Genomic DNA, 24,118 nt, shown 5'->3' on the forward strand with positions numbered 1-24,118 from the left:
TCTCCCACTAAACTACACATGCTAAATAGGTACAGACGAAATAAGGAGGTCGAATATGAAACAAGATCCGAGCGAATCCGTGCGCGCCAACAAAAAGATCAACGATTCCTTTTACAAAGGGAAAGCTCCTGTAAATGTTGACGAAAAAATCAATGAAGATTTCTATGGCGAGGAACCAACTCACCCTACTAGCTATCTCGGCAACAATACGCCCGCTATCGATGTAACAGGAAATAAAGATCAAAATCGATAAACACAAGAAACAGCCCCTTGCTAGGCTAGCATGAGGGCTGTTTCTTATTATTCATTAAAGACGTGAATGTTCTTTCGTAAATAAAGTGCTGATCCTAACAATAAGACTCCTGATAAACCAAAAACAAATGGCACATTAACAAGCTCAGCAAGAAAGCCATAAAACAAAGATCCAAGACCAAACGTAATTGAGATCAGAGCACTCTGTGCACTAAATACCTCAGGAAGAGACTCATTCGGACATCTTTTTTGAATCATCGTTACCATCGCGATGGATTTGATTTGTTCAACTACTCCAGAAAGTACAGTTAACAGAAGAGCTACAACAGGGACACTTGTTATGCCAAAGATAAACGTGAGAATACTAATCGAAAAGCACGTCATGAGTAGCGTTTCCTTCATATACTGTTCAAACCAACGCGTATACCTCGATACTGCCATACCACCAACAATCAAACCGATGAAAAAGCTTGCATTTAAATATCCCCACCATGCTTCTGACTTCATAAGCACTTCTTCCACAAAGATATAAAGAATCGCAGCAATCCAGACGACATTTGCGATAGCTTCAATAACGACCATCATATGAACAACACGTAGAACTGGATGTTTCCAAATGATTTTCCAACCGCTCATCATTTGAATTTTCGTTTGCCGATCTTGATAACCTTTTACGACGATGAAACCCATCATGAACGTAGAAATGACATACATCAAAAAAGTAATCCAAATCACAATAAAGCCAGACGTAGCCGCAACCATTATACCGCCAATCGCCCAACCTCCAAATTGAATCGATTGATCAACGACCGCTACGAAACTATTCGCTTTCGCAAGTTCATTTTCCGTAACGAGTTGAGGCAGCATGGCATTCCGAGCAGGCGCGGCCCACCCATCCAAAAATGCAATTAGAAAAGCAATCATTACTATGAACAGCACAGAAGGAGTGAAAATCCATAAAGACAGACCAAGCCATCCTAGCAACACCGTCTTTAAACTTTGTGAACCGACGAGCAATCCTTTTAACGACACACGGTTTAATACGAGCGGTGCAAACATGCCGCTCACAAAACGAGCCATTGTAATCGTGAACGGTAACAACGAAAGATAAAGTGCAGAACCCGTTGCCTGGTAAAGAACGGCAATAAGCGCCACAATATAGAGAACGTCCCCTATGTTGGCAAACCCCTGCCCAACCCATAGAAAACGAAATGAACGAAATCTCATCATAACTACCCCTTTTTATTTTTGTTCTTCCACAAAGTAAGGGTAGTCAGTTTACATTGGAACGATCACTCCATTTCTCCAAGTTATTCACAAAATTATGAAACCGTAATCAATATGTATGAGCACTATTTGTATAGGGGTTATGATGAGATTAATACGTAATTTACACATTTTTTATTTCATTCTAACATATTCCAATTTTATTCTTTTTAATTTTCTAAATTAATTAATTGTTTTTATAAAGCGTTTCAGGCAAACTTAAAGGTGTACCCGCACTTTGTTTAGGGAATGAAAGAGGTATACGTTCACAGATTCATTTAAAGTTTTCGTAAATTAGAATGTCCTAAGTTGAATGCAATCTTGATGAATGCTATCGTAAATACTTGATAAAGCAAGGATTTCACAACTAAATCGACCATTGTGATGGAGGTAAAATCTATGAGAATTATTGTAGCAGGCGGAGATGGTTTCTGTGGTTGGCCAACCGCACTTTACTTATCAAAACAGGGCCATGATGTAACAATCGTTGATAACATGGTTCGACGAAAGTGGGATGACGAACTACGTTCCAATTCATTAACACCGATCTTACCGCTAGAAGATCGTGTGAAACGATGGGAAGAAAAAACAGGCAAGCATATCTCCGTATATGATTGTGATTTAATGCACTATGATTTCTTAAAAGAGATCTTCAAACAAGTGCAGCCAGAAGCTTTTGTTCACTTTGCGGAACAACGCTCAGCACCCTATTCGATGATCGATCGTGAACATGCCGTGTTTACACAAACGAACAACGTTGTTGGTAACTTAAACGTTCTCTATGCGATTAAAGAAGTAACACCTGATTGTCACCTGATTAAATTGGGCACAATGGGTGAATACGGACAGCCTAACATAGATATTGAAGAAGGATACATAAAAATCGAGCATAAAGGACGAGAAGATGTTCTTCCATTCCCGAAACAACCGGGATCGTTCTACCATTTATCAAAAGTTCATGATAGCCATAACATTCAGTTTGCCTGCAAAATTTGGGGCATTCGCGCTACAGACTTAAATCAAGGAATTGTTTATGGACTTCATACGGACGAAGATGAGCACGACGAAGACCTCATCAACCGCCTTGATTATGACGGTGTATTCGGTACAGCGCTCAATCGCTTCATTATCCAGGCTGCGATCGGTCATAACTTAACCGTGTATGGATCTGGTAAGCAAACACGTGCGTTCTTAAACATTAAAGATACGATCCGCTGTGTGGAAATCGCAGCAGAAAACCCAGCTGACAAAGGGGAATTCCGCGTTTTCAATCAGTTTACAGAAGAATTTTCTGTTCTCGAGCTTGCAGAGAAAGTTCAGCGTGTTGCGGAAGCAAAAGGGCTTAAAGTGAGCATTGATCACCTTGAAAATCCGCGCGTGGAGAAAGAAGAGCACTACTATCATGCAGTGAACACGAGCTTAATTGACCTTGGGCTTGAGCCATCTCTTCTAACAGATGAACACATTTCGAGAACACTTGATACAGCACTTAAATACAAAGATCGCGTCCTGAAAGAAAACGTTCTTCCGAATATTACGTGGAAGTAAGGGGATGCAAATTACTAATTGAGGTGTTCTTATGAAAATATCCATCGTAACCGAGACATTCCTACCTTCAACAGATGGTGTCGTGACGAGACTTCGTGCATCGATTGATTATTTAATTGATCAAGGACACGAAATCCAAGTCATTGCGCCAGATTTAGGAGTGCGTAGCTATCGGAATATTCGCTTTGATGGAGTTCAGCCTCGTACATTCTTTCTCTATAAACATCGGAAATTTGGCATGCCTACTCGTACGATTAAAACGTATCTAGAAGAGTTTGATCCTGATCTCGTTCACGTCGTTAACCCCGCTTTTATGGGATATTCAGGTATTAAGTATGGTAAGAAACTTGGCGTCCCCCTTATCGCCTCTTACCATACTCACGTGCCAAAATACGCCGATTACTACAATATGTCATGGTCGGAACCTCTCCTCTGGTGGCACTTCAGAAGAATGCACAATAAAGCGGATATTAACCTTTGTACATCACAAGCTATCTTAGAAGAGTTAAATGATCAAAATTTCTATAATATGCATTTATGGAAGCGTGGCGTAGATACCGAGCGATTTAATCCTGAACTGCGTGACAGCGACATGCGACGCCGTTTATCAAATGATCATCCAGATAAAACCCTTCTTCTTTTTGTCGGAAGATTAGCGTTCGAAAAAGAAATCGATTCACTTGTACCGATGCTTGAGCAAAAGCCAGATGCTCATCTCGCGATTGTTGGGGATGGACCTTATCGAAGTGAACTTGAAAAGAATTTTGGTCATCTAGATAACGTGACCTTCACTGGTTTTCTACACGGAGAAGAGCTTGCAAAGGCTTATGCTTCTGCAGACGCCTTTATGTTTCCTTCAACAACGGAAACATTAGGACTTGTTATTCTTGAAGCGATGGCAAGCGGTCTTCCCGTCATAGCCGCAGAATCAGGTCCTACGAACGAACAAGTTGAAGATGGTTCAACTGGTCTGCTCTATCGTTCCGGTGCTAACGGTAACCTGACTGAAGTCATTAATCGCCTTCAAGAGTCAGGGTTATTAGAAAAAATGTCGAAAGAAGCGTACGAGCATTCTAGAGATTACGGATGGCGTGGGCCTGCCCAGCAGCTACTTGATTTCTATGAGTCTGCTATTGAACTGAAACAAGAAAAGCAGCAACAAGCGATCCAATAGAAATGATAGAAGGTTGAGTCTATGAAGCAGAGGCGAATTGGAAGGGGTTCAAAACAGGTAATGAGCTTTAGTGCAATTGGTGTTATGAATGCACTTGTTGACATTGGGGCTTTAAATCTGCTCATGCTGTTCTTTCCTACAGATGATCGAATCCAACTGATTATGTATAACACAATTTCATATGTCCTTGCGATCATCAACAGCTATTTTTGGAATGCGAAGCTAACGTTTCCCTCCAAAGCAATTCATGATCGGAAACAAGTGCTTCTGTTTCTCGCCCAGGCCGTGATCGCTCTTGGGATTAGTAACCTGGTCTTTTATGGAGCGCTTCTCATTTTTGAATGGATTTCACTTCCCCGCTACATTGAACGCAACATTTCAAAGGGACTCGCTATGCTGCTCTCTTCTGCTTCAAGCTTCTTTATGATGAAACATCTCGTGTTTCCACGTACAAAGCCAAAGCAAGAGAAACAATGAGCTTCACAAAAAACCGCAGGAAACTCCTGCGGTTTTTATTATGCTTCCTTATGCTCAATTTTTCCAAGAGCCATAGCTGCCCCTAATCCTAGGAGTAACGTTGCTATACTTACCATGGCAAGTCCTACATCAGACTGAAAACCTGGGTATAAGACGACAACCGATCCGATGACTAATCCAATCATAACCGCATAAGTGGAGACGGTATATTTGGAGAGTAAATGAGCAATTACTTTCCCCGTTAAGCTCAATCCAATAATGATTCCAGCACCCACTGTTAATAGAAGAGGAATATTGAACGAAGAAAGACCATGTATAACGGTTTGATACGATCCTAATAATAAAAGAACAAAAGAGCCGCTTACTCCAGGGAGAATCATCGCTGTACTAGCTAACCATCCTGAGAAGAACAGAATGATATAATCGACCATGTCTAATGATTTCATTATCTCTCCTGATCCATCGCCCTTTAGAAAGAGCGTGGAAGCAATTAGAATTGCCGCCACAAGTAACAATCCATAATGGAAAGACTCGAAATTTTTCTTATAATCCACTTTTCTTAATAGAAAAGGCACTACCCCAATAATTAGGCCGATAAAGAAAAAGAACGTTGGCTGAGGATAATGTTCAAGAAGCTTTTCCATAAGCTGGCTTACGAGCAGTAACGCGAGTCCTACTCCTAATAGAAGGGGAATAAAAAAGCCGAGTTCTTTTTTCCAATTCTTACTCATTAACCCATTGATCCCACTAATTAACCTACGATAAATGCCAAGCACCATCGCGATCGTTCCACCACTAACACCAGGGATCAGATCACTAACACCCATTAATAAACCTCGATAAATATTTCGCCAAACAAACATGTTCACGTTTCTCCTTTTGCTATCTGTCTCGTTCCTACTTTACCCAAATCTCACCTTTTGTTAACCGAACGTTCTTCTATTTCGCAGAAAAATGTTCGCTATCATTTACTATGCCACATCTCCTTCCGAAAAGGATGAATCAATTTTGTGACATTTCTTAATTAAAGCCTGGCAGTTGAAATAGACGATTGGTTTGCAGTAAAGTGATAGAAGTGATTTACACACACTGGAGGAATTAGATGAGTGATCGAAATAAAGGAATTATCCTATTACTAATATCATCTTTTGGTTTTGCCATGATGGCTGCGTTTGTAAAGCTATCAGGTGACGTACCAACGATTCAAAAAACGATGTTTCGAAATGGTGTCTCTGCCATCATTTCATTTGGTTTTGTGATGTACTACAAAGAAAGGCTATTCGGTAAAAAAGAAAACCAGAAGTTTCTTTTACTGCGCTCCGCTCTTGGAACGCTAGGAATCATCTTCTATTTTTACGCGATCGATCATCTCGTTCTATCTGATGCCGACATGCTCAATAAGCTAAGTCCTTTCTTATTAATTATCTTCTCTGCTCTTTTCTTAAAAGAAAAAGCGAGACGTTTCCAGATCGTTGCCATCATCATTGCTTTCATCGGTACGCTATTGATTATCAAGCCTCAATTCTCGGTGGAAACGATCCCGTATATTTCTGGACTACTTTCTGCTATTTTCGCTGCCGGCGCCTATACCGTTCTAAGGGTGCTTGGACAACGTGAGAAATTCTATACGGTTGTCTTCTATTTCTCATTCTTCTCAACCGTTGTTTTGTTACCTTTCGTGATTATGTTCTATGAACCAATGGAAACGAAGCAGCTGATCTATCTTCTACTAGCAGGTGTGTTCGCTACGCTTGGCCAATTCGGCCTTACCGTTGCCTATAAGTTTGCGCCAGCTCGTGAGATTTCGATTTTCTTCTACTCAACAGTCGTTTACTCTGCTTTAATCAGTATCGTTCTATTCGGACAAATTCCTGATGCATGGAGTATTATTGGCTATATCATTATTTTCTCAGCCTCATTTTATATGTTTCTACGTAACAACCATGAGGCAAAAAAGCTTAAAAAGAGAGACCTGCAAACATCTCATTAATGAAGTCATTAAAAAGAGCGCTAAACGTCTCCATGTGTTTAGCGCTCTTTTTGCAATTCTTCACCTATTAACAAATAGACGCACGATCTACTAGTGGGAAACTCGTATAAGATTGGAGCTGATGATGCTTATATACGAATTTGTGTTCAAGATAGTAAGCCTCCTCCTACTATACGATATTTCTCAATTTATATGGATGAACCCTCCCATTTATTGTTACAATGAGCAAGTCGTCATTGAAGCGACAAAGTGTTCTCATCGATTAGCTATTTGATATCATGGAGGAAAATGAATATGCCTACGATCAACCAAGTCATTGAAAAATACAACGAAGTCGAAAAATTATCAGATGCACCCCTCACGATCATATCTGATGTATTGTGGATCATTGTGGGGTTAATATTCATGGTTCATCTTATACAAAATCAAAAATCACTATCGCGTTTAAATGCTATCTATCAAGGAGCCTCACTTGCCCTTATTTTGATCATCATAGGCTACTTATCTTTTACCATCAACAGCTATGATTTTTCAGCGGATAAAGCTCATTGGAAAGAAAACACCCTATCCCCTTATCTGAATTCCCTCGAAGAGCATAACGAAAAGGTAGAAGACTTTTCACAGCTTTTGCAAACACCTGAGGAAAAAGAAGGCATTGAATCTCACTATGTAAGCGATGATCATCATTCTATTTGGATAAAGCTAGATACGATTACAGATACAGGCGAAAAACAGCAAAAAATCGTCGAATCAACGATTGTGAAAGAACCAATTCAACAAGCCTACCTTACCTACAAAATGATCGAAAAACCGATTTCAGAACGTTATTCTGATCAGTTCTATTATGAAACAACGCTTCACATTCCAGAAGAATATATGATATTGACCGATTAACTCTTTCGAAAGCATACGCTCCAGTTTTGGAGGTGTGCTTTTTTTGGTTGCAAGAGATCACCCTTTCCTATTGCGATACGTTACCCAGTCCCCACCTGGGATTTCCATAAATCGCCTCTCAGGCTTCCTCATCATATACGTAATCGCCTCATAACTTCCCTGATTACTTTCAATTATCTGCATCACCTGCTCATACAAATTGTAATCTCGCCCTTCCTGATAACCTTCAAGTAGATTGATTTTCTCTAGTAACTGATCATCCACTTCATAGACTTCTCCATATACAGTACCATCCTCGTTCTGTATCAAAGCAGGATAACCATCCCTTGTGTCATACAGTTGTCCATTTGTCCAGCTGAAACTTTCTATTAAAGTCGCCTCTTTTATAACCGCATGATTGCTTTCGCCTGATCGTAAGGTTCCATAGCAAAAGACGAGATACATCATTCTCACTCCTTTTATCTATCACAAAAAGCCCGCCAATCAGCGGGCTTTCTAGTATTTTCTCATTAAAAAATTCGCTTTAATGCTTTTTTCAACGGTGGCATATCAATTTCCTGTTCTTCAAATGCTTTTTTCAACATGTATTTTGAATAACTTGCTGCTTGTTCGTAAGTAATTTTACCAGGAAGTGGCGGCTGCTCTTCAATCACCACATCCACAATAACTGGCTTTGTCGATTTTGCCGCTCGTTCAAAGGCAGGCAATAATTCTTCATACTTCTCAACACGATAACCTTCACCACCAGCCGTTTCAGCAAATGCGGCAAAGTTAAAGTCTTTCAATTCCGTTTCATAATCAATGTTTCCAATTTCCTGCTGTTCATACTTAATCATACCTAGACGCTCATTGTTTAAAACGACAACAATCATCGGTAGCTTATACTTTACAGCGGTTAAGAAATCTTGCATCACCATTGTAAATCCGCCGTCCCCACAAATCGCAACGGCTTGACGATCTGGATGAGCAAGTTTACCAGCAATCGCTCCTGGGAGTCCGCACCCCATCGTTGCCATCCATGAGGAAATGATAAACTTCTGATTCGTCACGCGTAAATGCCTTGCTGACCATACCGTCACGTTCCCTACGTCAATAGAAAGAACGGCATCATCATCCAATACTTTTTGTAGCTGAGGCATCACTTGTTGTGGCTTAATCGGTGTGGACTGCTCACCTTCAATTTTTTCAAGATGAGACCACCAGTTTTTCATATTTTCCTGGCATTTCTCAATAAAATCACGGTCATCCTGGTAGCTTGTATGCTGCGTTAAATAGGATAGCGTCCATTTCGCATCACCAATTAACCCGACTGTAACAGGGTAGCGTTTCCCGATTTGCGTCGGATCAATATCAATTTGAATGGCTTTCGCTTTATCTGGTAGATAATCACGATATGGGAATGACGTTCCCACCATAATAAGCAAATCGGTTTCTTCCATTGCTTCATATGCAGGCTTCGTACCAATCTGGCCAAGCTGCCCCAGGTTATACGGATGAACATCCGGAATAGCACCTTTACCAGGCAAACTTAAAATAACCGGAGCGCCTGCTTTTTCGGCAAAACCTAGCAGTTCTTCCCTTGCATGCTTCGAACCTTTTCCGGCTAGAATGACCGGTCTCTTTGCTTCGTTTAAAAGAGCAACAGCTTCATTTAAATTGGAGTCATGAGGATGAACGACAGCTTTTGAACGAATGAGAGACGTATTCTCTACTTTTTGTTTCACCTTTTCAGCAGCAAGATCATCTGGGATTGTAAGGATGGCTACACCTTTTTTCTCAACTGCTGTTCGTATCGCTTGATGCGTAAGGTCAGGTAGTGATGCTGCTGTTTCTACCCGTCTATTAAACACCGATACATCATCAAACATGCGTTCAAGGTTAATTTCCTGGAATTGATCCATTCCAAGCTGATCGCTTGCAACCTGTCCAGCAATCACAAGCACAGGAGCACCGTCAGCTTTTGCATCATAAAGACCATTCATCAAATGAACAGCTCCTGGTCCTGCAATGGAAAGACAGACACCAATTTTACCAGTTATTTTCGCATACGACGCTGCTGCAAGTGCACCTACCTCTTCATGACGCACCTGAATGAACTTCATACGATCTTGAGCATTACGTAAATTCTCTACAAAATGGTTAATGGAATCTCCCGGCAAACCATACACATGGTCTACTCCCCATTCAGATAGTGTATTTAATAGTATCTCACCAGCATTTTTATCAAACATCATGACTCCTCCTCTGTTTCCTTATCCATAATGGGAAAGTACCCCTCTATAGAATCGGTGAAACGTCAGCAGGAAAAAATAAAGCGGTAGATTAGGTTGTGCTATGCTCTTGGTCCACCCGCTACGTAAAGAACCTGTCCACTAACAAAGGACGAGTTCTCATCTGCAAAAAAGAGGGCAGCATTCGCAATATCTTCAGGCCTTCCCGTTCTAGCTACCGGAATCTGCTTTTTGTTGTATTCAATAAACTGGTCAAACTCAACCCCGAGACGCTCGGCCGTTGCTTTTGTCATATCAGTTTCAATGAACCCTGGTGCAATGGCATTAGCCGTAATGCCATATTTACCGAGCTCAAGTGAGAGCGTTTTGGTTAACCCCTGAATACCTGCCTTAGCGGCTGCATAATTTGTTTGACCCCGATTTCCGAGCGCCGACGTTGAGGAAAGACTAATAATCCGCCCATATCCTTGATCGACCATATATTTTTGGGCAGCCCTAGATGCATAGAAACTTCCAGTAAGGTGTACCTGCATGACCGTCATCCAGTCTTCATCGGTCATCTTAAATAATAAATTATCGCGAATAACTCCGGCGTTATTTACAAGAATATCAATTGAGCCATAAGCTTCCGCCGCTTCTTTCATGCTAGTTTCTACCTGGTCCCGGTCCGTAACGTCAACAATGCCTGTCATGACTGAATAACCTTTCTCTTCTAAATCCTTACCCGTTATGGATAACGCTTCTTCATTTACATCGGCAAGGTAAACCTTTGCCCCTTCACTTGCGAATGTTTCTGCGATACTTGCACCAATCCCCTTACTTCCACCTGTTATGTATGCCACTCTTCCTTCAAGTCTTTTCACCAATCACCACTCCCGTAAGCGTTTTCTTTTTAATCTAATTAGACTATAATAATATTAAAATTTTCTGTCAACTGTTTCCATCCTGTTTAAAACAGTGATAATAAGTGAAAAGAATAGAAGAATGAATTTTTATATTGGAGGCTATCGCGATGAAACATCTCGTTTTTTATGATGCTGAATGTCCATTTTGTTTTTACGTCAAAAAATCACTTCGTAAATTAGACTGGTTTAATAAGATTGATTGGATACCGGTTCAGGAAATTGAAAAACATCCAGGAGACTATCCGTATATGCAATTTCGTCATAAACGGATGTATGATGAGATTCATATGTTAACATCATCTGGAAACCTTCATGCCGGATTTTATAGCGTAAGACGCCTGTTAATGGCGCTTCCTGTTACAGCACCGCTTGCCCTACTACTTTATTTACCTTTTATTGATAAGCTTGGCTCACCTTTCTACATTTGGTTTTCAAAAAACCGCTATGAATGGTTCGGCCGCTATCCAGAGCCACGTTTTGAATAATTTTTCTGACAGTCCGTTCTACCATTTGATAGAATGAACTGAGGTTATGGTTGAAAGGATGTAAAGTATATGGAAGAGAAATGGCTTACTTGGGCGAAGCAAATACAATCCATCGCTCAAGCTGGATTAACTTATACGCAGGATCACTATGATTATGAACGCTACCTTGAGCTTCGGCAGCTAAGTGCTGAAATGATGGAAACATATACAGAATACGATATGAAAACCATTCAGCAGCTTTTCACAAATGAGACGGGCTATCAAACGCCTAAAGTAGACGTGCGAGCGGTCGTTTTTCATGAAGGAAAACTGCTGTTTGTAAAGGAGAAAGCTGATGGTAAGTGGTCTCTTCCAGGCGGGTGGGGTGACGTCGGCTTCACACCTGGCGAAGTAGCGGTGAAAGAAGTTCAGGAAGAGTCAGGTTATGAAGTAGAAGCTAGAAGGCTTCTAGCTGTCCTTGACCATAAGCAACACCCTCATCCCCCATCGCCTTATCATATTTATAAGGTGATGATTGCGTGTGACCTGATCGGTGGAAGCGCAGCTGAAAGCAACGAAACAAGTGATTGTGGTTTTTTTGCTCAACATGAACTTCCTCCTTTATCAACAGGGAGAATCACAGAATCACAAATCGAAATGCTTTTTGCGTTACATAACGATCCAGCGCACGGTCCTGTTTTTGATTAACTTTATGATTTTTCTCAAAAAGGCTCTGTTCATTTTAAACAGAGCCTTTTGAAATTCCTGGAATTTTAATTTAGCTGTTAAAGCAACCTATCTACACACGTATCTAGCCAGGTTTTCGCCATTAGCTGATTGCCCGCCTCAGTCATATGCACACCATCCGTTGTGAATGTCTTCTTCCCTTTTTGGAGTGCTTCTAAAAAAGCAGTATGAGTTGGCACCAATACCGCATCATATTTTTCAGCTAACTGACGAACGATCTTTACATATGGGAGAAGTTTCTGATTGCCGATCGAATCAATTCTTTCTTCTATAATTGTTGGCTCCATTAGAATACATTTTGCTCCTAATGAGTTAACTTTCTCTACTAACTCATCATAGATCTTTTTAAAATCCTCTGGCGTCACCTGATCCATTTCAGGGTGATCAAGCTGTCTCCATACATCATTGATGCCAATTGAAATCGACACAACATTAGGTTGAAGCGCGAGAACATCTTGATTCCATCTTTCTTCAAGATCTGTAATGCGATCACCGCTCACCCCTTTATTTATCATTTCAACATCGTATTTTTTTATCATCCCATCTCGAATCATTCTCACATATCCATACCCAAGTCCTTCTGAGTCCTGGTTTCTACCTGAATCGGTGATGCTATCTCCTACGAACAACCACTTTTGTTTCATTCTACGAGCCCTCCAGGCTATCCGTTGTAATCGTCCATTTTCTATGGATGGCACTATTTTGCTCATTTAGCCACTTAGTCGCATAGTTATTGATATCTCTTACATCAATCTCCTCGACCTGAACCTCAATTGATTTGATACAATCTCGTTGATTTGTTTTTATATAGATCGCGTCATGCTCTTCACTCATAAACCGAGCATACAATTGAGGATCTTTCCAAAAGCCAATAATCATCGCAACATTTTTGTCTGACCAGCCACCAAATTGAGCTAAAAATCCTTTACAATCACACACTCCATACCAGCGCTCTTGTCCAGATGAAAACGTTTCTCTCATCTCTTCCTTTACATGACAGATCATTTTTTTAATCAACATCGTGTTCAGCCTTTTCCATCGCATTGTGATGCCTGAAGCAGTCCGTCGTATGATCATTCACAATCCCAACCGCTTGCATGAAACTATAAAGAATAACAGGACCAACAAACGTAAAACCGCGCTTTTTCAAGTCTTTACTTATCCTCTTGCTTAGTTCGGTTTCAGCAGGAACCTCTTCGATTCTTTTCCAATTATTAAGGATTGGAGTGTTTTCTGTAAACGCCCATATGTACGATGAAAAACTTCCAAACTCCTCTTGAATATTTAGAAAGGCTTTCGCATTCTTTACAGTTCCACGCACTTTCAGCTTATTACGAATGATCCCTTCATTCATGAGCAATTCTTGTATTTTATCCTCACCATAAGCTGCTACTTTCTGTACATTAAATTGATCAAATGCCTCTCGATAATTCTCTCTTCTTTTCAAGATCGTAATCCAGCTTAATCCTGCCTGCGCTCCTTCTAAAATCAGCATTTCAAAAAGTTTCTGATCATCATGAACAGGCACACCCCATTCGTGATCATGATACGCTTTATAAATCTCTTCTTCACTAACCCACGCGCATCGGTTTATCATTTTTCCACCTCCAGTTAATGAACCTCATCGCTTTGAATACTTTTTCTTTCGGAAGCCATACTAAGTGGCGAAAACAAAGGAGATGAGCGTTATGGCCAAAGTACTTTATATTACTGTAAATCCGAAACCAGTAAAAGAATCCTTTAGTTTAAGTATAGGGGAAGTTTTCCTTGAAGCCTACCAAGAAAAAAATCCGAATGATGATGTTCTAAAGCTAGATCTCTATAACATTGATCTCCCTTATATTGATACGGACGTTTTTAACGGTTGGGGCAAGCTCCAGCAGGGAAATGGTTTTGATCAGCTATCGGGCGACGAACAGTTAAAAGTGAGTAAAATCAACGACCTTACAAATCAATTTATCGCAGCAGATAAATATGTCTTTGTAACGCCATTCTGGAATTTTAGCTTTCCGCCTAAATTAAAAGCCTATATTGATACCGTAGCCATTGCTGGAAAGACATTCAAGTATACAGATGAAGGACCAGTCGGCTTATTAACGGACAAGAAAGCCTTACACATCCAAGCGCGAGGCGGCATCTATTCAGAAGGTCCAGCAAAAGAGATGGAATTTGGAGATCGGTATTTACATGCCGTCCTTGGATTCCTTGGTATCCCGTCTGTGGAATCTGTGATTGCAGAAGGAATGGCGCAAATGCCCGAGAAAGCGGAAGAAATTAAGAAAAAAGCAATGGATGAAGCTCGTCAGGCTGCCGAAAATTTTTAACCAACAAAAAAAGCGCAAATGCGCTTTTTTACTCTTTCCTTATCGTATGATCGAGCGGAATCATCAAGCTGTAATCAAAGGGAAAACTCATCTCAGCCACTTCTTCATTTTGTTGAGATTCATCGCTCATCGTAAATTCCCCCGGAATGCCTTCAAGCGGAATATGCTTTGTATGATCAAACATATCATCGCCTCCTTCCATTTGTAGTATGGATGAAGAACGATTTAATTATGAGCTAATAGCTTTGACATATAATATTCATCAACATACTCGTCATCAATGACCAATGAATGACGCTTCAAACCCTCTACTTCAAATCCAGCTTTTCGATAAAGAGCTAAGCCGGCTTCATTTCGCGTCACAACATTTAATTCGAGACGATGAATTTTCTGTTCATTCGCCCATTTTTCTAGCTCATTAAATAAAGCGGAACCAACTCCCTGCCCCTGATCCTTTTTTCGGATTCCAATCACCAGGTAAACCGAATGGTTGTTTCGCTTCGCCTGTCCACCAATCGCGATTAAGTAACCAATTAATTCACCAGAACGTTCAGCTACAAAAATTCTCGAATGACGGTCTCGCTCCATTTTTATAATGCGCTCCCGCTGTTCTTCTATCGTCGTCTTTCTTTCGCCACTTTCAAAAAGCATAAACGACGCATCCTGTTCAACTTCTCGCAACAGCTCTACAAACGCTGCCGCATCATCAGGACTTATTTGTCTAATGTACATATGCATTTCCTCATTTCTTGTAAAATCCATTCATCTTCTAAAGCTTATCATAAGAAAAACGTGTATGAGCGCTCATACACGTTTTTGCTTACTGTTCTACTACTTGTCTCGTTTTCTTTTCGAGCTTTCTTACTTCTTTCATGAGCTCTTTATACCCTAATCGTGTTAACTCAAAGTCTTCGTTCACCATTTCATATTCGATTAGAATCGTGCGTTTCGCTTCTGGAATCTCATTATAAATGAGACGAAGTTCTTCATTTAATTCCACAAAAGAACTTGATTCAACTGACTCTAAACCTATTAATTCAGCAACTAATTTCATATCAGGTGTTTCCTTAATGAAAAGCCCCTTCTTATCAATGACAGCTTTCTGGATTTTATCTTTAAAGAGTAACACCTCTTGCACAATACGGTGACTTTCTGATTCCTTTTGCTGCATGCGATTTCGGTACGATTCTTTCTCTATTTCATCGAGATCTGCTTTTGATAACAGTTCTTCAAATAGCATCGTCTTATCACTATTGATCTGTTCAAGCTCACGTTCCTTTTCTGCTTCCTCGCTGGAATCTGCCTCCGGCTGTTCAAGGGAAAACGAAAGCTGATTAGCCTCGTTAGATGAAGGAGCAGGCTGTTCTGCTTTTTCACCTTTTAGGACTCGATCAAAATCATGAATTTTTTTTATCACATATAACGATACGCCAACGCTAAGACACGTGATAAATAGTCTGAACATAAACGGAGAGAAAGCTACAAGATATAATAATAAGATAAATCCAATAATGGAAAGGACGGTTAAAGCTTTTTCTTTCCCCGTTTTCGCTTGCATTGGCTGATCTAATGTCGCTAGAAATTTCTTCATGGATGTTAACATCCTTACCTTTCACCTCTCTAATCGATTGTCATTCTTTCATAAGAACGAACTTTACCCGGAGTGCTTACATTCCGGGTTCTATATTTATTCGGAACCAACCTTTATTATACGACGGTAACTAGTTTTCAGGTCTAACTTCTCATCATAAAAAATAAGCTTAAGGTGAACAGTTTGTCCATGAAAGGAGTTTTGGGTTATGACAGCGTTTATTTATCACTGTTTAGACTGGCTACTCCAGCTTGGTTATCTTGGAATAGCGCTAGCACTTATGGTCGAAATTATTCCAAGTGAGCTTGTGCTTGCGTATGGTGGGTATATGGTTTCTGAAGGAACCATCCACTTCATCGGTGCCGTTATAGCGGGAACGGTTGGTGGTACAATCGCACAACTTTTTTTATACTGGCTCGGGCGCTATGGTGGGCGGTCATTCTTAGAGCGCTACGGGAAGTTTCTATTCATATCTCAAAAACACCTTACGCTCGCCGAAACCTGGTTTGAAAGGAATGGCGTCGGTGTCATTTTTACAGCCCGATTTATTCCCGTTGTTCGCCACGCGATTTCGATTCCTGCAGGTATTGCCAAAATGTCACTACTGCGATTCTCGATTTATACGATTTTAGCCATGATTCCCTGGTCCGTTCTATTTATCTATATGGGCTTGCAACTCGGTGAAAATTGGATACATATCCATTCTGTTGCAAGAACCTATACGCTTCCTGTCAGCATTGGTGCAGGATTCTTTCTCGTAAGCTATTGCTGCCTCCTCCTTTTGAAAAGGCGCCGCTAAGTGTTCACTTCTTAATCCATCTGTACTCAACGAAGTCTTTTTTGTAAAAAATACTGGGTATGTCCTTCAGGGTGATTTTCAACTTTCCCGCAAATTTCATATCCTTCTTTTAAATAAAAACCTGGTGCCTGAAAACTAAAAGAATCGAGTAAAATCAGTCTGCAGCCCTTTTCTTCTGCTAGGCTTTCAAATTGTTGAAGTAGTTTCCTACCGTAACCAAATCCTCTCATTTTCTCTTCCACCCATAAGAAATCGATATGAAGATGTTGCCAGAACAGTGTTCCAGAGATGCCGCCAATTACTTCACGCTCTTCTATTACATAGGCTACTTTTTCAAGAGGAGATTTCACACTTTCAGAAAGTCTTTCTCCGTTATATTCAACCACTTTATTTTGAATGAACTCTCTTGCTTTATCATTTCTTTGAATCACTTGTGCTCCTCCTTATCCAAGCGTTCTTCTCGTTAGCTTTACTGGTATTTCACTATGTTTCTCATATTCTATCGAAACTTCAAAAGTCCCCTCTTCAAAGAACTTCGGAAATCTTTCCTGAAACCAATTTTGCATTGGAAGTTCGGTAGCAGCGCTTCTCTTTACCCAGTGTAATTTCCCTTCAGGAGGCCTTTCATGAGGAGAGCCAGAGAAAGAATGGGCGACATAATTGAAGACAATATAGCGGTAGTTCTCTTCTGGAATGATAAATTCATCAATCCCTTTAAAAATAAGGTCGATTGGATGAACAATGAAACCCGTTTCTTCATAAAGCTCTCTCACAGCGCCTTCAGTAAAACTTTCTGTAAGCTCTATTTTACCACCAGGTCCAATATAACCTGGAAACCCGGCTTCAGGAGGACGATCTAACAAAAGAACCTCATCTGTTTCTTCATTATGTAAAATAACCATGGATAGTAATGTTGCATTGATTGTTGTCATTTTCTCCCCCTCTATGAAGGTTAAGTTTGTTCTATGATGACAGTATATACCATTCTCTTATATGAGCCTATGATCCTTTGAGGAATTTTTTTTGCAAAAGCGGGTAACATCATTAAGAGAAGGATGGAGTATGTGTAGTTCGTAAAGGAGGAAGAGCGCAAAATGGACTGAACAAAAAAGCGCAGCAGCACCCGGGGCAAGAATGCTCTGCGTTAGAAACAATTATTCTTCTTCAAGAATGGTTCGATACTGACTAAATAGATCGGAAGGTTTTATCGTGCCTTCTTCTTTATTAGAAAGACCCGTATATGGTGTTTCCACACGAGACCATTCGACATCTTCTTCGATTCTTTTAATCAAGAGATCATATCCATCACCTTCTGAAGAACTTGTCACATGTCGATACTCACCGTTTTGCAGAGCGACATCAATCGCTTCGCGAAGCTGAAGCAATCCCTCCCGATTCGCTAACAAAAACGCGGGAGAATGCCATAGTTCCTGTCCATAGAGTTGCATGTAGGGGAACGTTTCACATTTTCCTTTTTCATTTATGATCCGTTTTTCCATTCGGATAAGGCTGCTTTCTTGCTTTGATTCTTCCAAATAAATCTCCATTCCAGTGATGCCTTCAATCACAGAGTCCAGCGCAATAACAAATAAGGAATAGAGTTCACTTGCCTGAACAAACATTACTTCGTGGTTGGCAAAATAGTAAGAGGTAAGGATGGATTTCCCTTTTCGAAACGTGTTCTTGTACGTGTAATCTGTCAGCCGAGTACGCTCTTCTTGAACAATGTTGTGCTGAGCGAGCACCTTTTGAAAGATGTCGCTAAAATACAGCGACTCTGAGAGGACAACTGCATTGTAAAGCTCTTTTTCTGACAAGTGTATCCCTCCTTAAGTGGATATCAGTTTTAACGGACTAGGAAAAGGATGCTCCATGTCAATTTCGAACATGCAGAATAGTGAAAAATGTTATTTCCATCATAGGCTATTTCGCTAATGAGGTAAAGAACCTGACTTTACAGTAGAAGGAGTGATTTAATGTTAACCCGCACCCATTATAAAGAACGCCGTCCAACTGATCAGAGATTAATTAACTGGTCCGTTGAAAATACAAAAGAACAAGACTATCAAGATTCTAACCTCGCGATCGTAGAATGTACCTGTACAAATAGCGATGGAGATGAGTTGCAAACCGTTAAAACGCTAGAAATGTCTCCAGAGCATGACTCGTGGGAAGAGTGGATGGATGAACTTAAAAAAGATCGATTTGAGATCATTCAGTGCCCTAGCTGTAAAGTATGGACAATTAATGACAATTAGTTAGAAAGCCTCATTTCAGGTTAATATAACCATCAAAAAGCCTCCCTCCTATTATTTTAAGAGAGAGGCTTTCCTGTTTTATTCAGCTAATGAATCGAGCTCGATCAAAATAAAGTCCATTAACCCTTTGATCATTGTTTCGGAAAAGTCAAAGTGAATCCCAGCTGCTGCATATACTTCAGTTAATGAAACAGAGCTTCCAAGTGATAAGGCACGGTTGTAATTCTCAAGTGTTTGCTCAGGATTTTCACGATACTGACGATACATCTGAATAGCGCCAAGTTGTGCGATGACATATTCAATATAATAGAAAGGCACTTCAAAGATATGGAGAATTAACTGCCAATTATTTTGAATCCATTCTTCTTGCCCTGTCCAATCGACATAGGAAGAATCATACGTGCGTGAGAGCTCCATGTATTTTTCACTTCGTTCTTTGCTCGTATGATTCGGATTCTCATACATCCAATGTTGGAACTGATCCACCACAATTCCACTTGGTAGAAAGAGAATTAAGCCTTCAAGCTGGTCTTTTTTAGCTCGAAGCAGTTCTTTTTCATCCGTATACATCAGATTCCAGTAGTCCATCGTAAGAAGTTCCATTGTCATACTTGCAAGTTCAGCAGACTCCATCGGCGTCTCTTGATAAGCAGATAGCATTTGATTTCGCTTAAAATCATTATGAATGCAGTGACCCATCTCATGAAGAAGCGTTATGAAGTCATCCTGTGATTTTGTACTGTTCATAAAAATAAACGAAAGCTCCGAAACTGGTAAGTACTCACAAAAACCGCCTTGAGCCTTTCCTTTACGGCTTTCAAGATCAAGAGCTCCCTTCCCATTCATCTCGTTTAAAAGATAAGAGAAGCGTGGGGATAGCTGATCAAAAATAGTAGATGTTCCTTCAATCAGCTCCTCAATTTGATTAAAAGGGCGAAGCGGCAACTTCTCTTTTGGAACAGCTCTCGTATCCCACGGTTTATATGTCTCAATACCAAGCTCTTGCTGGTGCTTTTTCTGCAACTTTTCCTTTAAAGGCACAACATGCTTTCGCACAGCTTCTGCAAGAGCCTTACAATCTTCTGGTGTATAATCAAAACGCTCATATTTCTTAAACATATAATCTCGGTAATTATCAAGATTTACATTTTCTGCTTTTTTCTGGCGCAGCTGAATCAGCTCATCCATAATTCCTTGTAAATCTTCCTTTTTGGTTAATAACGTTTGAAAGATTTTTTCCATTGCGCTTTTTCGAATGGAGCGATCTCCGTCTTGCATCATGAGAAACATTTCGCTTAACGTTTTCTCTTCACCGTTCCAGTTAAACGAAAGAGAACCGGTATGTTCAAAATAACGATTGACGATGCGATCTTCTTCAACTTCTAAATCAATATTTTCTTCATTAAAAAGCGCCATCGCGTTTTCTTTTCGAAGTAGAAATTGCTTGTAATAGTTCTGGTTTAACTCTAGTCTATGGGGTGAGCTTTGAAACTTCTTATCAAATTCACCTTCATACCGCTTTATCATCGGTTCAATGTATTCTTGATCGTGCTCGATCGCTTTTTTTGCTTCTTCACTGTTACTGTGGCACTGGAAATCAATATAATGGCCAGCAAGTCCTTCTGCGACGCCATCCATTAATTCAGATATACGCAAGATCCACTTCTCTAATTCATCAGCAGAATGAAGTGGCTGATCGAGAAGAGATTTAAACTCCTCTTCAAGTTTAGATGGATTTGTAAAATCATACTTTTCAACGTAAAACGTACTCATCAGCTTCCCCCTTAAGATGCTTTATGTACCATTCCATAGTTTACCACAGAATTTTCAGACAGCCCATGCCTCGAGATCATTCTCAAAGGACGACCGCTTTTAAATATGTATAAAATCAAAACACAAAAATGGGACCCCACCCCGTGGATGGGACCCCTCCTGTGTGGAAATCGAAGCATCCCATCCAAAGACGGGGCTCCATCCTTGCTTGTACCCTGCTCAGCATTATTTCTAACATAAAAACCCAAAAATGTTTTTAAGAATATTTACCAGATATTTTTCATACTTCATCTAGGAGCAACACTTTGTCATTCGTGCTAATATTTCCAGCTTGAATGACTCGAGCATACATTCCAAAAAAATTCTCGTGTTCTTGCGCAATTTTCTTCAATAATTCAGGCTGTTTTTCTCCTGTTTTAGGGTCAACCGTGATGATCATACACCGTTCACAGGGCTTTGTGAATTGAATGAGTACCTCTTTCCCAATTCTCAAATATTTCCCTTCCCACGCTTGTTCTACAAATGGCGTTTTCTCAAATAAGTTAAGTTTCAAGTTTGGTCGAAATCGCCGTTGATCCGTTTGTTTTCCCCATGACTCCTCTAATGCCTGAAGAGAAGCGTCAGTTAGAATCAGTAGATGTTCTTCCTCAATCGGTCCGATCGGAACGTGTTCAGGATGGTAAACTTTTTTTGTTAACTGTTTCGACGTTTTTGTTTCTAGTTCTTTTAGCCAGGTTGAGTCCGACCATTTAACTGTTACTCCCTCTGGTGTCACAATAACTGGTTCAGGATACCCATCTAGTGATTCATGTGCACTGAACGATGCTTGATAGCGCACGAGTGATGGAAACTGTGTAATTGTTAAAAACGATTGCTTCTCATCTAAAATGACGTGACTTCGATCACCATAAAGTCCATAGTTCATGACCATTGTCTCTGTAACGGCTTCACCTGTCATTGATTTCACAGGATGACGCATGATTTCACTTAGTGTGCCAATTTGAATTGTCATCAGCTCCTATCTCTCCTTAGTATAACCCAAAAGAATAAAATGCATTTTTTCTATAAGTCTAGTATAAACAACAAGAGATTTGCATAGAACTAGTAGAAACAAAGGAAAAAGGAGAGAGATAAATGGAAATTAAAGAATACTACTCCATTACCCTCTATAACGAAAGACGGCGAGCAATCTTTCATTCAGAAGATGAGTACGATAATTTTGAAGAAGCACAGCGTGAAGGCTATGTCTTACTTCGTAATCATCCAAAAGCAGATTTGTATTCAGTGGAACGCTTCTTTGCAGTAGAAGACGTCTAAAGTAATCTCTTTTTCTCAACTAATATCTTAAGTCTACTATCGAGATCAGCTAACTTCTCATCACCAGGAAGAAGTAAACTAATCTCACTAATTAGCGCAGAAATTTCGTTATCTAAAAGCATCTTTTGTTCTTCGTCTTTTTTTGAAGAAGCTAAAGAGCTTTTTTCTTTCATTCGACTTCGAAAATCAGATAAGTTCATTTCAACCCTTTTCACTCTTTGATCTTCAAACACTAACAACCGATCACACATCTTTTCCATAAAGTACACATCATGTGACACAATAAGTAAACTCCCTTTAAAGGATTGAAGGGTAGACTCCAACTGCTCTCGTGAAGGCAAATCCAAATGATTTGTCGGCTCATCAAGGATTAATAGATCATATTTGTTCATCAGCATACGCGTTAGCTTAAGTTTTGTCCGTTCTCCAAGACTAAGTTGGTTAATTGTGGCGTTTACTCTCTCCATTCCCATCGAAGCCAAAATCGATTTTACCTGAAAGATTTCTTCCTTGGTAACTACATTTAATACGTTAAGAGGAGTCTTATCTCCCGGAAGATCATGGACATCTTGAGAAAGATAGCCGATCTTAAGTGAAGGACTTTTCCACACTTCTCCTTCGCTCGGTCGTTCCAATCCAAGCAATATACGTAGCAATGTTGTTTTCCCACATCCATTTTCTCCAACAATCCCAATTCGTTCCCCATACTTCATATAGAAAGAACTTTTTCGAAATAACCATCGTTCCTCATAGCATTTGCCCGCATCCATCGCTTCTAACACTCGTTTTCCACGTGAATGGTTTTCCTGAAATTGAAATCGAATCTCTTTCTCCTGATCAGGTTGTTCTAATTTATTTTTCTGTAGTTCCTTCTCAAGTCGTTTTTGCTTTGACTTTACCTGGCGATCCATCTTCTTTGCCTTCATTCGGTAATATTCCTTATACCCATTTTGTTTGGTTGATTCCCGATGTGCTTTTTCTGACCAGTTCGTTAATCCAGCAAGCTGCTCTTCTATTCGCTTTACTTCTCTTTGTTGTACGGAATAGTGATGAAGCTGTTCTTCATATCGATTTTGCTTTTCAATTCGATACGCGGAATAGTTCCCTTGATAATCATTGATCTTACCCCCTTCAACTTCAAGGATTCGACTAGTGGTTTCGTCGAGAAAATAACGATCGTGTGAAATAACAAGAACCGCTCCTTGAAAAGAATGAAGCTCCCGAATCAACCAATTAACACCTTTTTCATCTAAATGATTTGTCGGTTCATCGAGAATCAACAAATCCGGATTCGTAGACCAAACTTTTGTGAGCGCAAGTTTTAACTTTTCACCACCGCTTAGATTCTCCGCCTCTCCATTAAGTGAACGAACCCCTAATTCCTTTTCTCTTTTGAAATCAAATGAATCCTTATCCACTCTATGGTTCTCAATCATCCCCTCTTGATCAATCGATTGCTTTAAGTAACCAACTATTCCTTTACATGAAATAGTCCCTTCATCTGGCTCAATCTCTTTTACAATCATTCTTGCCAAAGTTGTTTTGCCAGCACCGTTAGGCCCAACGATACCAACCCGCTCACCTTGATGGATATCGATATTGACATGCTGAAATAGCCGATTTTCATTAAAATTTTTCTTCAACCCTTTGATGGACATAACGTTCATCGAATCTCCCCATTCTCCATTTCATTTATGGGGGGAGTAAAAAACCTCCCCATTGTCTGGAGAGGTCCGTCAATCCATGTACCTACGCACGCTAAAAAGAATGCATCTAAAAGTAGCACATTTCAGCAAGCATGGAAGGCTAAAAAAGACAGACTAATCCTATTCTCCAGAATCTCAATTTCATTTATTGAAAGTTGATCTGAAAAAATAAGATTAGTTTTCCATCGCTTCTTAACCATTCCCTTCGTCTTTTGTTGTCATTATTTTAAAGAAAACTCAAAATAATGTCAATATTTATGGTGATGCTGTTAAATTCCACTAATTTGAATGTATAAGGGAAGTTTTATCAAATCCCGTCGATTTTTATCTGTTTTTAGTACAAAAGGACCCTATAATCTCTCGTATTTGAGGCCGATATTAAAAATAGTTAAGAAATACTTT

Annotated in this window: 29 protein-coding genes; 12 read left to right on the forward strand and 17 right to left on the reverse strand. The window is 40.0% G+C overall.

Features of this window, described 5'->3' with window-relative positions:
* Positions 1-55: 55 nt before the first annotated feature.
* Positions 56-253, forward strand: a complete 198-nt coding sequence (locus LCL91_RS13505; RefSeq protein WP_224883099.1) for a hypothetical protein — start codon at positions 56-58, stop codon at positions 251-253.
* Between the two features lie 47 nt (positions 254-300).
* Here the strand turns inward: LCL91_RS13505 and LCL91_RS13510 are convergent, their stop codons facing one another.
* Positions 301-1,479, reverse strand: coding sequence for an MFS transporter (locus tag LCL91_RS13510; RefSeq protein WP_224883101.1), 1,179 nt, complete (start codon positions 1,477-1,479; stop codon positions 301-303).
* Between the two features lie 438 nt (positions 1,480-1,917).
* On the opposite strand from LCL91_RS13510, the gene LCL91_RS13515 reads away from it, so the two are divergent.
* From LCL91_RS13515 to LCL91_RS13525, 3 genes are read left to right on the forward strand one after another with little or no spacing between them, the layout of a single operon-like run.
* Positions 1,918-3,066 carry an NAD-dependent epimerase/dehydratase family protein gene (locus tag LCL91_RS13515; protein WP_224883103.1) on the forward strand — a complete coding sequence of 383 codons (1,149 nt, stop codon included), beginning with the start codon at positions 1,918-1,920 and terminating at the stop codon, positions 3,064-3,066.
* A 31-nt stretch (positions 3,067-3,097) separates the two neighbouring features.
* Positions 3,098-4,240, forward strand: a complete 1,143-nt coding sequence (locus tag LCL91_RS13520) for a glycosyltransferase family 4 protein (RefSeq protein WP_224883105.1) — start codon at positions 3,098-3,100, stop codon at positions 4,238-4,240.
* Positions 4,241-4,261: 21 nt separating this feature from the next.
* Positions 4,262-4,717, forward strand: coding sequence for a GtrA family protein (locus LCL91_RS13525; RefSeq protein WP_224883107.1), 456 nt, complete (start codon positions 4,262-4,264; stop codon positions 4,715-4,717).
* 38 nt (positions 4,718-4,755) lie between these two features.
* Here LCL91_RS13525 and LCL91_RS13530 read toward each other — a convergent pair whose 3' ends face one another.
* On the reverse strand, positions 4,756-5,580 hold the full coding sequence (locus LCL91_RS13530) for a DUF368 domain-containing protein (RefSeq protein ID WP_224883110.1): 825 nt from the start codon (positions 5,578-5,580) through the stop codon (positions 4,756-4,758).
* Between the two features lie 239 nt (positions 5,581-5,819).
* Between LCL91_RS13530 and LCL91_RS13535 the strand changes: the two genes are divergently transcribed.
* Together LCL91_RS13535 and LCL91_RS13540 are read left to right on the forward strand one after the other, a co-directional pair.
* Positions 5,820-6,707, forward strand: coding sequence for a DMT family transporter (locus LCL91_RS13535; RefSeq protein ID WP_224883112.1), 888 nt, complete (start codon positions 5,820-5,822; stop codon positions 6,705-6,707).
* Positions 6,708-7,001: 294 nt separating this feature from the next.
* Complete coding sequence (locus tag LCL91_RS13540; RefSeq protein ID WP_224883114.1) at positions 7,002-7,601, forward strand: hypothetical protein; 600 nt, start codon at positions 7,002-7,004, stop codon at positions 7,599-7,601.
* Positions 7,602-7,658: 57 nt separating this feature from the next.
* Here LCL91_RS13540 and LCL91_RS13545 read toward each other — a convergent pair whose 3' ends face one another.
* The 3 genes from LCL91_RS13545 to fabG all read right to left on the reverse strand — a co-directional run bounded on the left by LCL91_RS13545 (position 7,659) and on the right by fabG (position 10,698).
* Positions 7,659-8,045 (reverse strand): gamma-glutamylcyclotransferase family protein, encoded by a 387-nt coding sequence (locus tag LCL91_RS13545; protein ID WP_224883116.1) that lies wholly within the window; start codon positions 8,043-8,045, stop codon positions 7,659-7,661.
* 65 nt (positions 8,046-8,110) lie between these two features.
* A complete protein-coding gene (locus LCL91_RS13550) occupies positions 8,111-9,832 on the reverse strand; it encodes a pyruvate oxidase (protein ID WP_224883118.1) in 1,722 nt (573 codons plus the stop codon).
* 101 nt (positions 9,833-9,933) lie between these two features.
* A complete protein-coding gene (fabG, locus tag LCL91_RS13555; protein ID WP_224883120.1) occupies positions 9,934-10,698 on the reverse strand; it encodes a 3-oxoacyl-ACP reductase FabG in 765 nt (254 codons plus the stop codon).
* 146 nt (positions 10,699-10,844) lie between these two features.
* Between fabG and LCL91_RS13560 the strand changes: the two genes are divergently transcribed.
* Together LCL91_RS13560 and LCL91_RS13565 are read left to right on the forward strand one after the other, a co-directional pair.
* Positions 10,845-11,222, forward strand: coding sequence for a thiol-disulfide oxidoreductase DCC family protein (locus LCL91_RS13560; protein WP_224883122.1), 378 nt, complete (start codon positions 10,845-10,847; stop codon positions 11,220-11,222).
* Positions 11,223-11,291: 69 nt separating this feature from the next.
* A complete protein-coding gene (locus tag LCL91_RS13565; protein ID WP_224883125.1) occupies positions 11,292-11,909 on the forward strand; it encodes an NUDIX hydrolase in 618 nt (205 codons plus the stop codon).
* A 77-nt stretch (positions 11,910-11,986) separates the two neighbouring features.
* Here the strand turns inward: LCL91_RS13565 and LCL91_RS13570 are convergent, their stop codons facing one another.
* Genes LCL91_RS13570 through LCL91_RS13580 form a run of 3 tightly spaced genes read right to left on the reverse strand, consistent with a single transcriptional unit; the run spans position 11,987 to position 13,545 of the window.
* Positions 11,987-12,592 carry an SGNH/GDSL hydrolase family protein gene (locus tag LCL91_RS13570; RefSeq protein WP_224883127.1) on the reverse strand — a complete coding sequence of 202 codons (606 nt, stop codon included), beginning with the start codon at positions 12,590-12,592 and terminating at the stop codon, positions 11,987-11,989.
* 1 nt (position 12,593) lies between these two features.
* Entirely contained in the window at positions 12,594-12,968 is a 375-nt protein-coding gene (locus LCL91_RS13575; protein WP_224883129.1) for a DUF4937 domain-containing protein, read from the reverse strand.
* Positions 12,958-13,545 (reverse strand): DNA-3-methyladenine glycosylase I, encoded by a 588-nt coding sequence (locus tag LCL91_RS13580; protein ID WP_224883131.1) that lies wholly within the window; start codon positions 13,543-13,545, stop codon positions 12,958-12,960. The genes LCL91_RS13575 and LCL91_RS13580 overlap by 11 nt, the downstream gene beginning before the upstream one ends.
* A 91-nt stretch (positions 13,546-13,636) precedes the next feature.
* Between LCL91_RS13580 and LCL91_RS13585 the strand changes: the two genes are divergently transcribed.
* On the forward strand, positions 13,637-14,272 hold the full coding sequence (locus tag LCL91_RS13585; RefSeq protein WP_224883133.1) for an FMN-dependent NADH-azoreductase: 636 nt from the start codon (positions 13,637-13,639) through the stop codon (positions 14,270-14,272).
* 28 nt (positions 14,273-14,300) lie between these two features.
* Here the strand turns inward: LCL91_RS13585 and LCL91_RS13590 are convergent, their stop codons facing one another.
* The 3 genes from LCL91_RS13590 to LCL91_RS13600 all read right to left on the reverse strand — a co-directional run bounded on the left by LCL91_RS13590 (position 14,301) and on the right by LCL91_RS13600 (position 15,863).
* Positions 14,301-14,456, reverse strand: a complete 156-nt coding sequence (locus LCL91_RS13590; RefSeq protein WP_224883135.1) for a hypothetical protein — start codon at positions 14,454-14,456, stop codon at positions 14,301-14,303.
* Positions 14,457-14,497: 41 nt separating this feature from the next.
* Positions 14,498-15,004, reverse strand: a complete 507-nt coding sequence (locus tag LCL91_RS13595) for a GNAT family N-acetyltransferase (RefSeq protein ID WP_224883138.1) — start codon at positions 15,002-15,004, stop codon at positions 14,498-14,500.
* A gap of 88 nt (positions 15,005-15,092) precedes the next feature.
* Positions 15,093-15,863, reverse strand: a complete 771-nt coding sequence (locus LCL91_RS13600) for a hypothetical protein (RefSeq protein ID WP_224883140.1) — start codon at positions 15,861-15,863, stop codon at positions 15,093-15,095.
* 208 nt (positions 15,864-16,071) lie between these two features.
* On the opposite strand from LCL91_RS13600, the gene LCL91_RS13605 reads away from it, so the two are divergent.
* The gene (locus LCL91_RS13605; RefSeq protein WP_224883142.1) at positions 16,072-16,662 is read left to right on the forward strand and encodes a DedA family protein; all 591 of its coding nucleotides are present in this window, start codon (positions 16,072-16,074) and stop codon (positions 16,660-16,662) included.
* A gap of 26 nt (positions 16,663-16,688) precedes the next feature.
* Here the strand turns inward: LCL91_RS13605 and LCL91_RS13610 are convergent, their stop codons facing one another.
* The 3 genes from LCL91_RS13610 to LCL91_RS13620 all read right to left on the reverse strand — a co-directional run bounded on the left by LCL91_RS13610 (position 16,689) and on the right by LCL91_RS13620 (position 18,479).
* Positions 16,689-17,093 carry a GNAT family N-acetyltransferase gene (locus tag LCL91_RS13610; RefSeq protein WP_224883144.1) on the reverse strand — a complete coding sequence of 135 codons (405 nt, stop codon included), beginning with the start codon at positions 17,091-17,093 and terminating at the stop codon, positions 16,689-16,691.
* Positions 17,094-17,105: 12 nt separating this feature from the next.
* Positions 17,106-17,594 carry an NUDIX domain-containing protein gene (locus LCL91_RS13615; protein ID WP_224883146.1) on the reverse strand — a complete coding sequence of 163 codons (489 nt, stop codon included), beginning with the start codon at positions 17,592-17,594 and terminating at the stop codon, positions 17,106-17,108.
* Between the two features lie 222 nt (positions 17,595-17,816).
* A complete protein-coding gene (locus LCL91_RS13620) occupies positions 17,817-18,479 on the reverse strand; it encodes a hypothetical protein (RefSeq protein ID WP_224883148.1) in 663 nt (220 codons plus the stop codon).
* Positions 18,480-18,638: 159 nt separating this feature from the next.
* On the opposite strand from LCL91_RS13620, the gene LCL91_RS13625 reads away from it, so the two are divergent.
* Positions 18,639-18,920: a hypothetical protein gene (locus tag LCL91_RS13625; RefSeq protein WP_224883150.1), complete on the forward strand. Its 282-nt coding sequence runs from the start codon at positions 18,639-18,641 to the stop codon at positions 18,918-18,920.
* Positions 18,921-18,998: 78 nt separating this feature from the next.
* Here LCL91_RS13625 and LCL91_RS13630 read toward each other — a convergent pair whose 3' ends face one another.
* Entirely contained in the window at positions 18,999-20,693 is a 1,695-nt protein-coding gene (locus LCL91_RS13630) for a M3 family oligoendopeptidase (RefSeq protein ID WP_224883152.1), read from the reverse strand.
* Between the two features lie 280 nt (positions 20,694-20,973).
* On the reverse strand, positions 20,974-21,705 hold the full coding sequence (locus LCL91_RS13635) for an MOSC domain-containing protein (protein ID WP_255640035.1): 732 nt from the start codon (positions 21,703-21,705) through the stop codon (positions 20,974-20,976).
* 122 nt (positions 21,706-21,827) lie between these two features.
* On the opposite strand from LCL91_RS13635, the gene LCL91_RS13640 reads away from it, so the two are divergent.
* The gene (locus tag LCL91_RS13640; RefSeq protein ID WP_098442379.1) at positions 21,828-22,010 is read left to right on the forward strand and encodes a hypothetical protein; all 183 of its coding nucleotides are present in this window, start codon (positions 21,828-21,830) and stop codon (positions 22,008-22,010) included.
* Here the strand turns inward: LCL91_RS13640 and abc-f are convergent.
* Complete coding sequence (gene abc-f / locus LCL91_RS13645) at positions 22,007-23,677, reverse strand: ribosomal protection-like ABC-F family protein (RefSeq protein ID WP_224883154.1); 1,671 nt, start codon at positions 23,675-23,677, stop codon at positions 22,007-22,009. The genes LCL91_RS13640 and abc-f overlap by 4 nt on opposite strands.
* Positions 23,678-24,118: the final 441 nt, after the last annotated feature.

Source organism: Guptibacillus hwajinpoensis, from assembly GCF_020171785.1.
Lineage (GTDB): Bacteria > Bacillota > Bacilli > Bacillales > Guptibacillaceae > Guptibacillus > Guptibacillus sedimenti.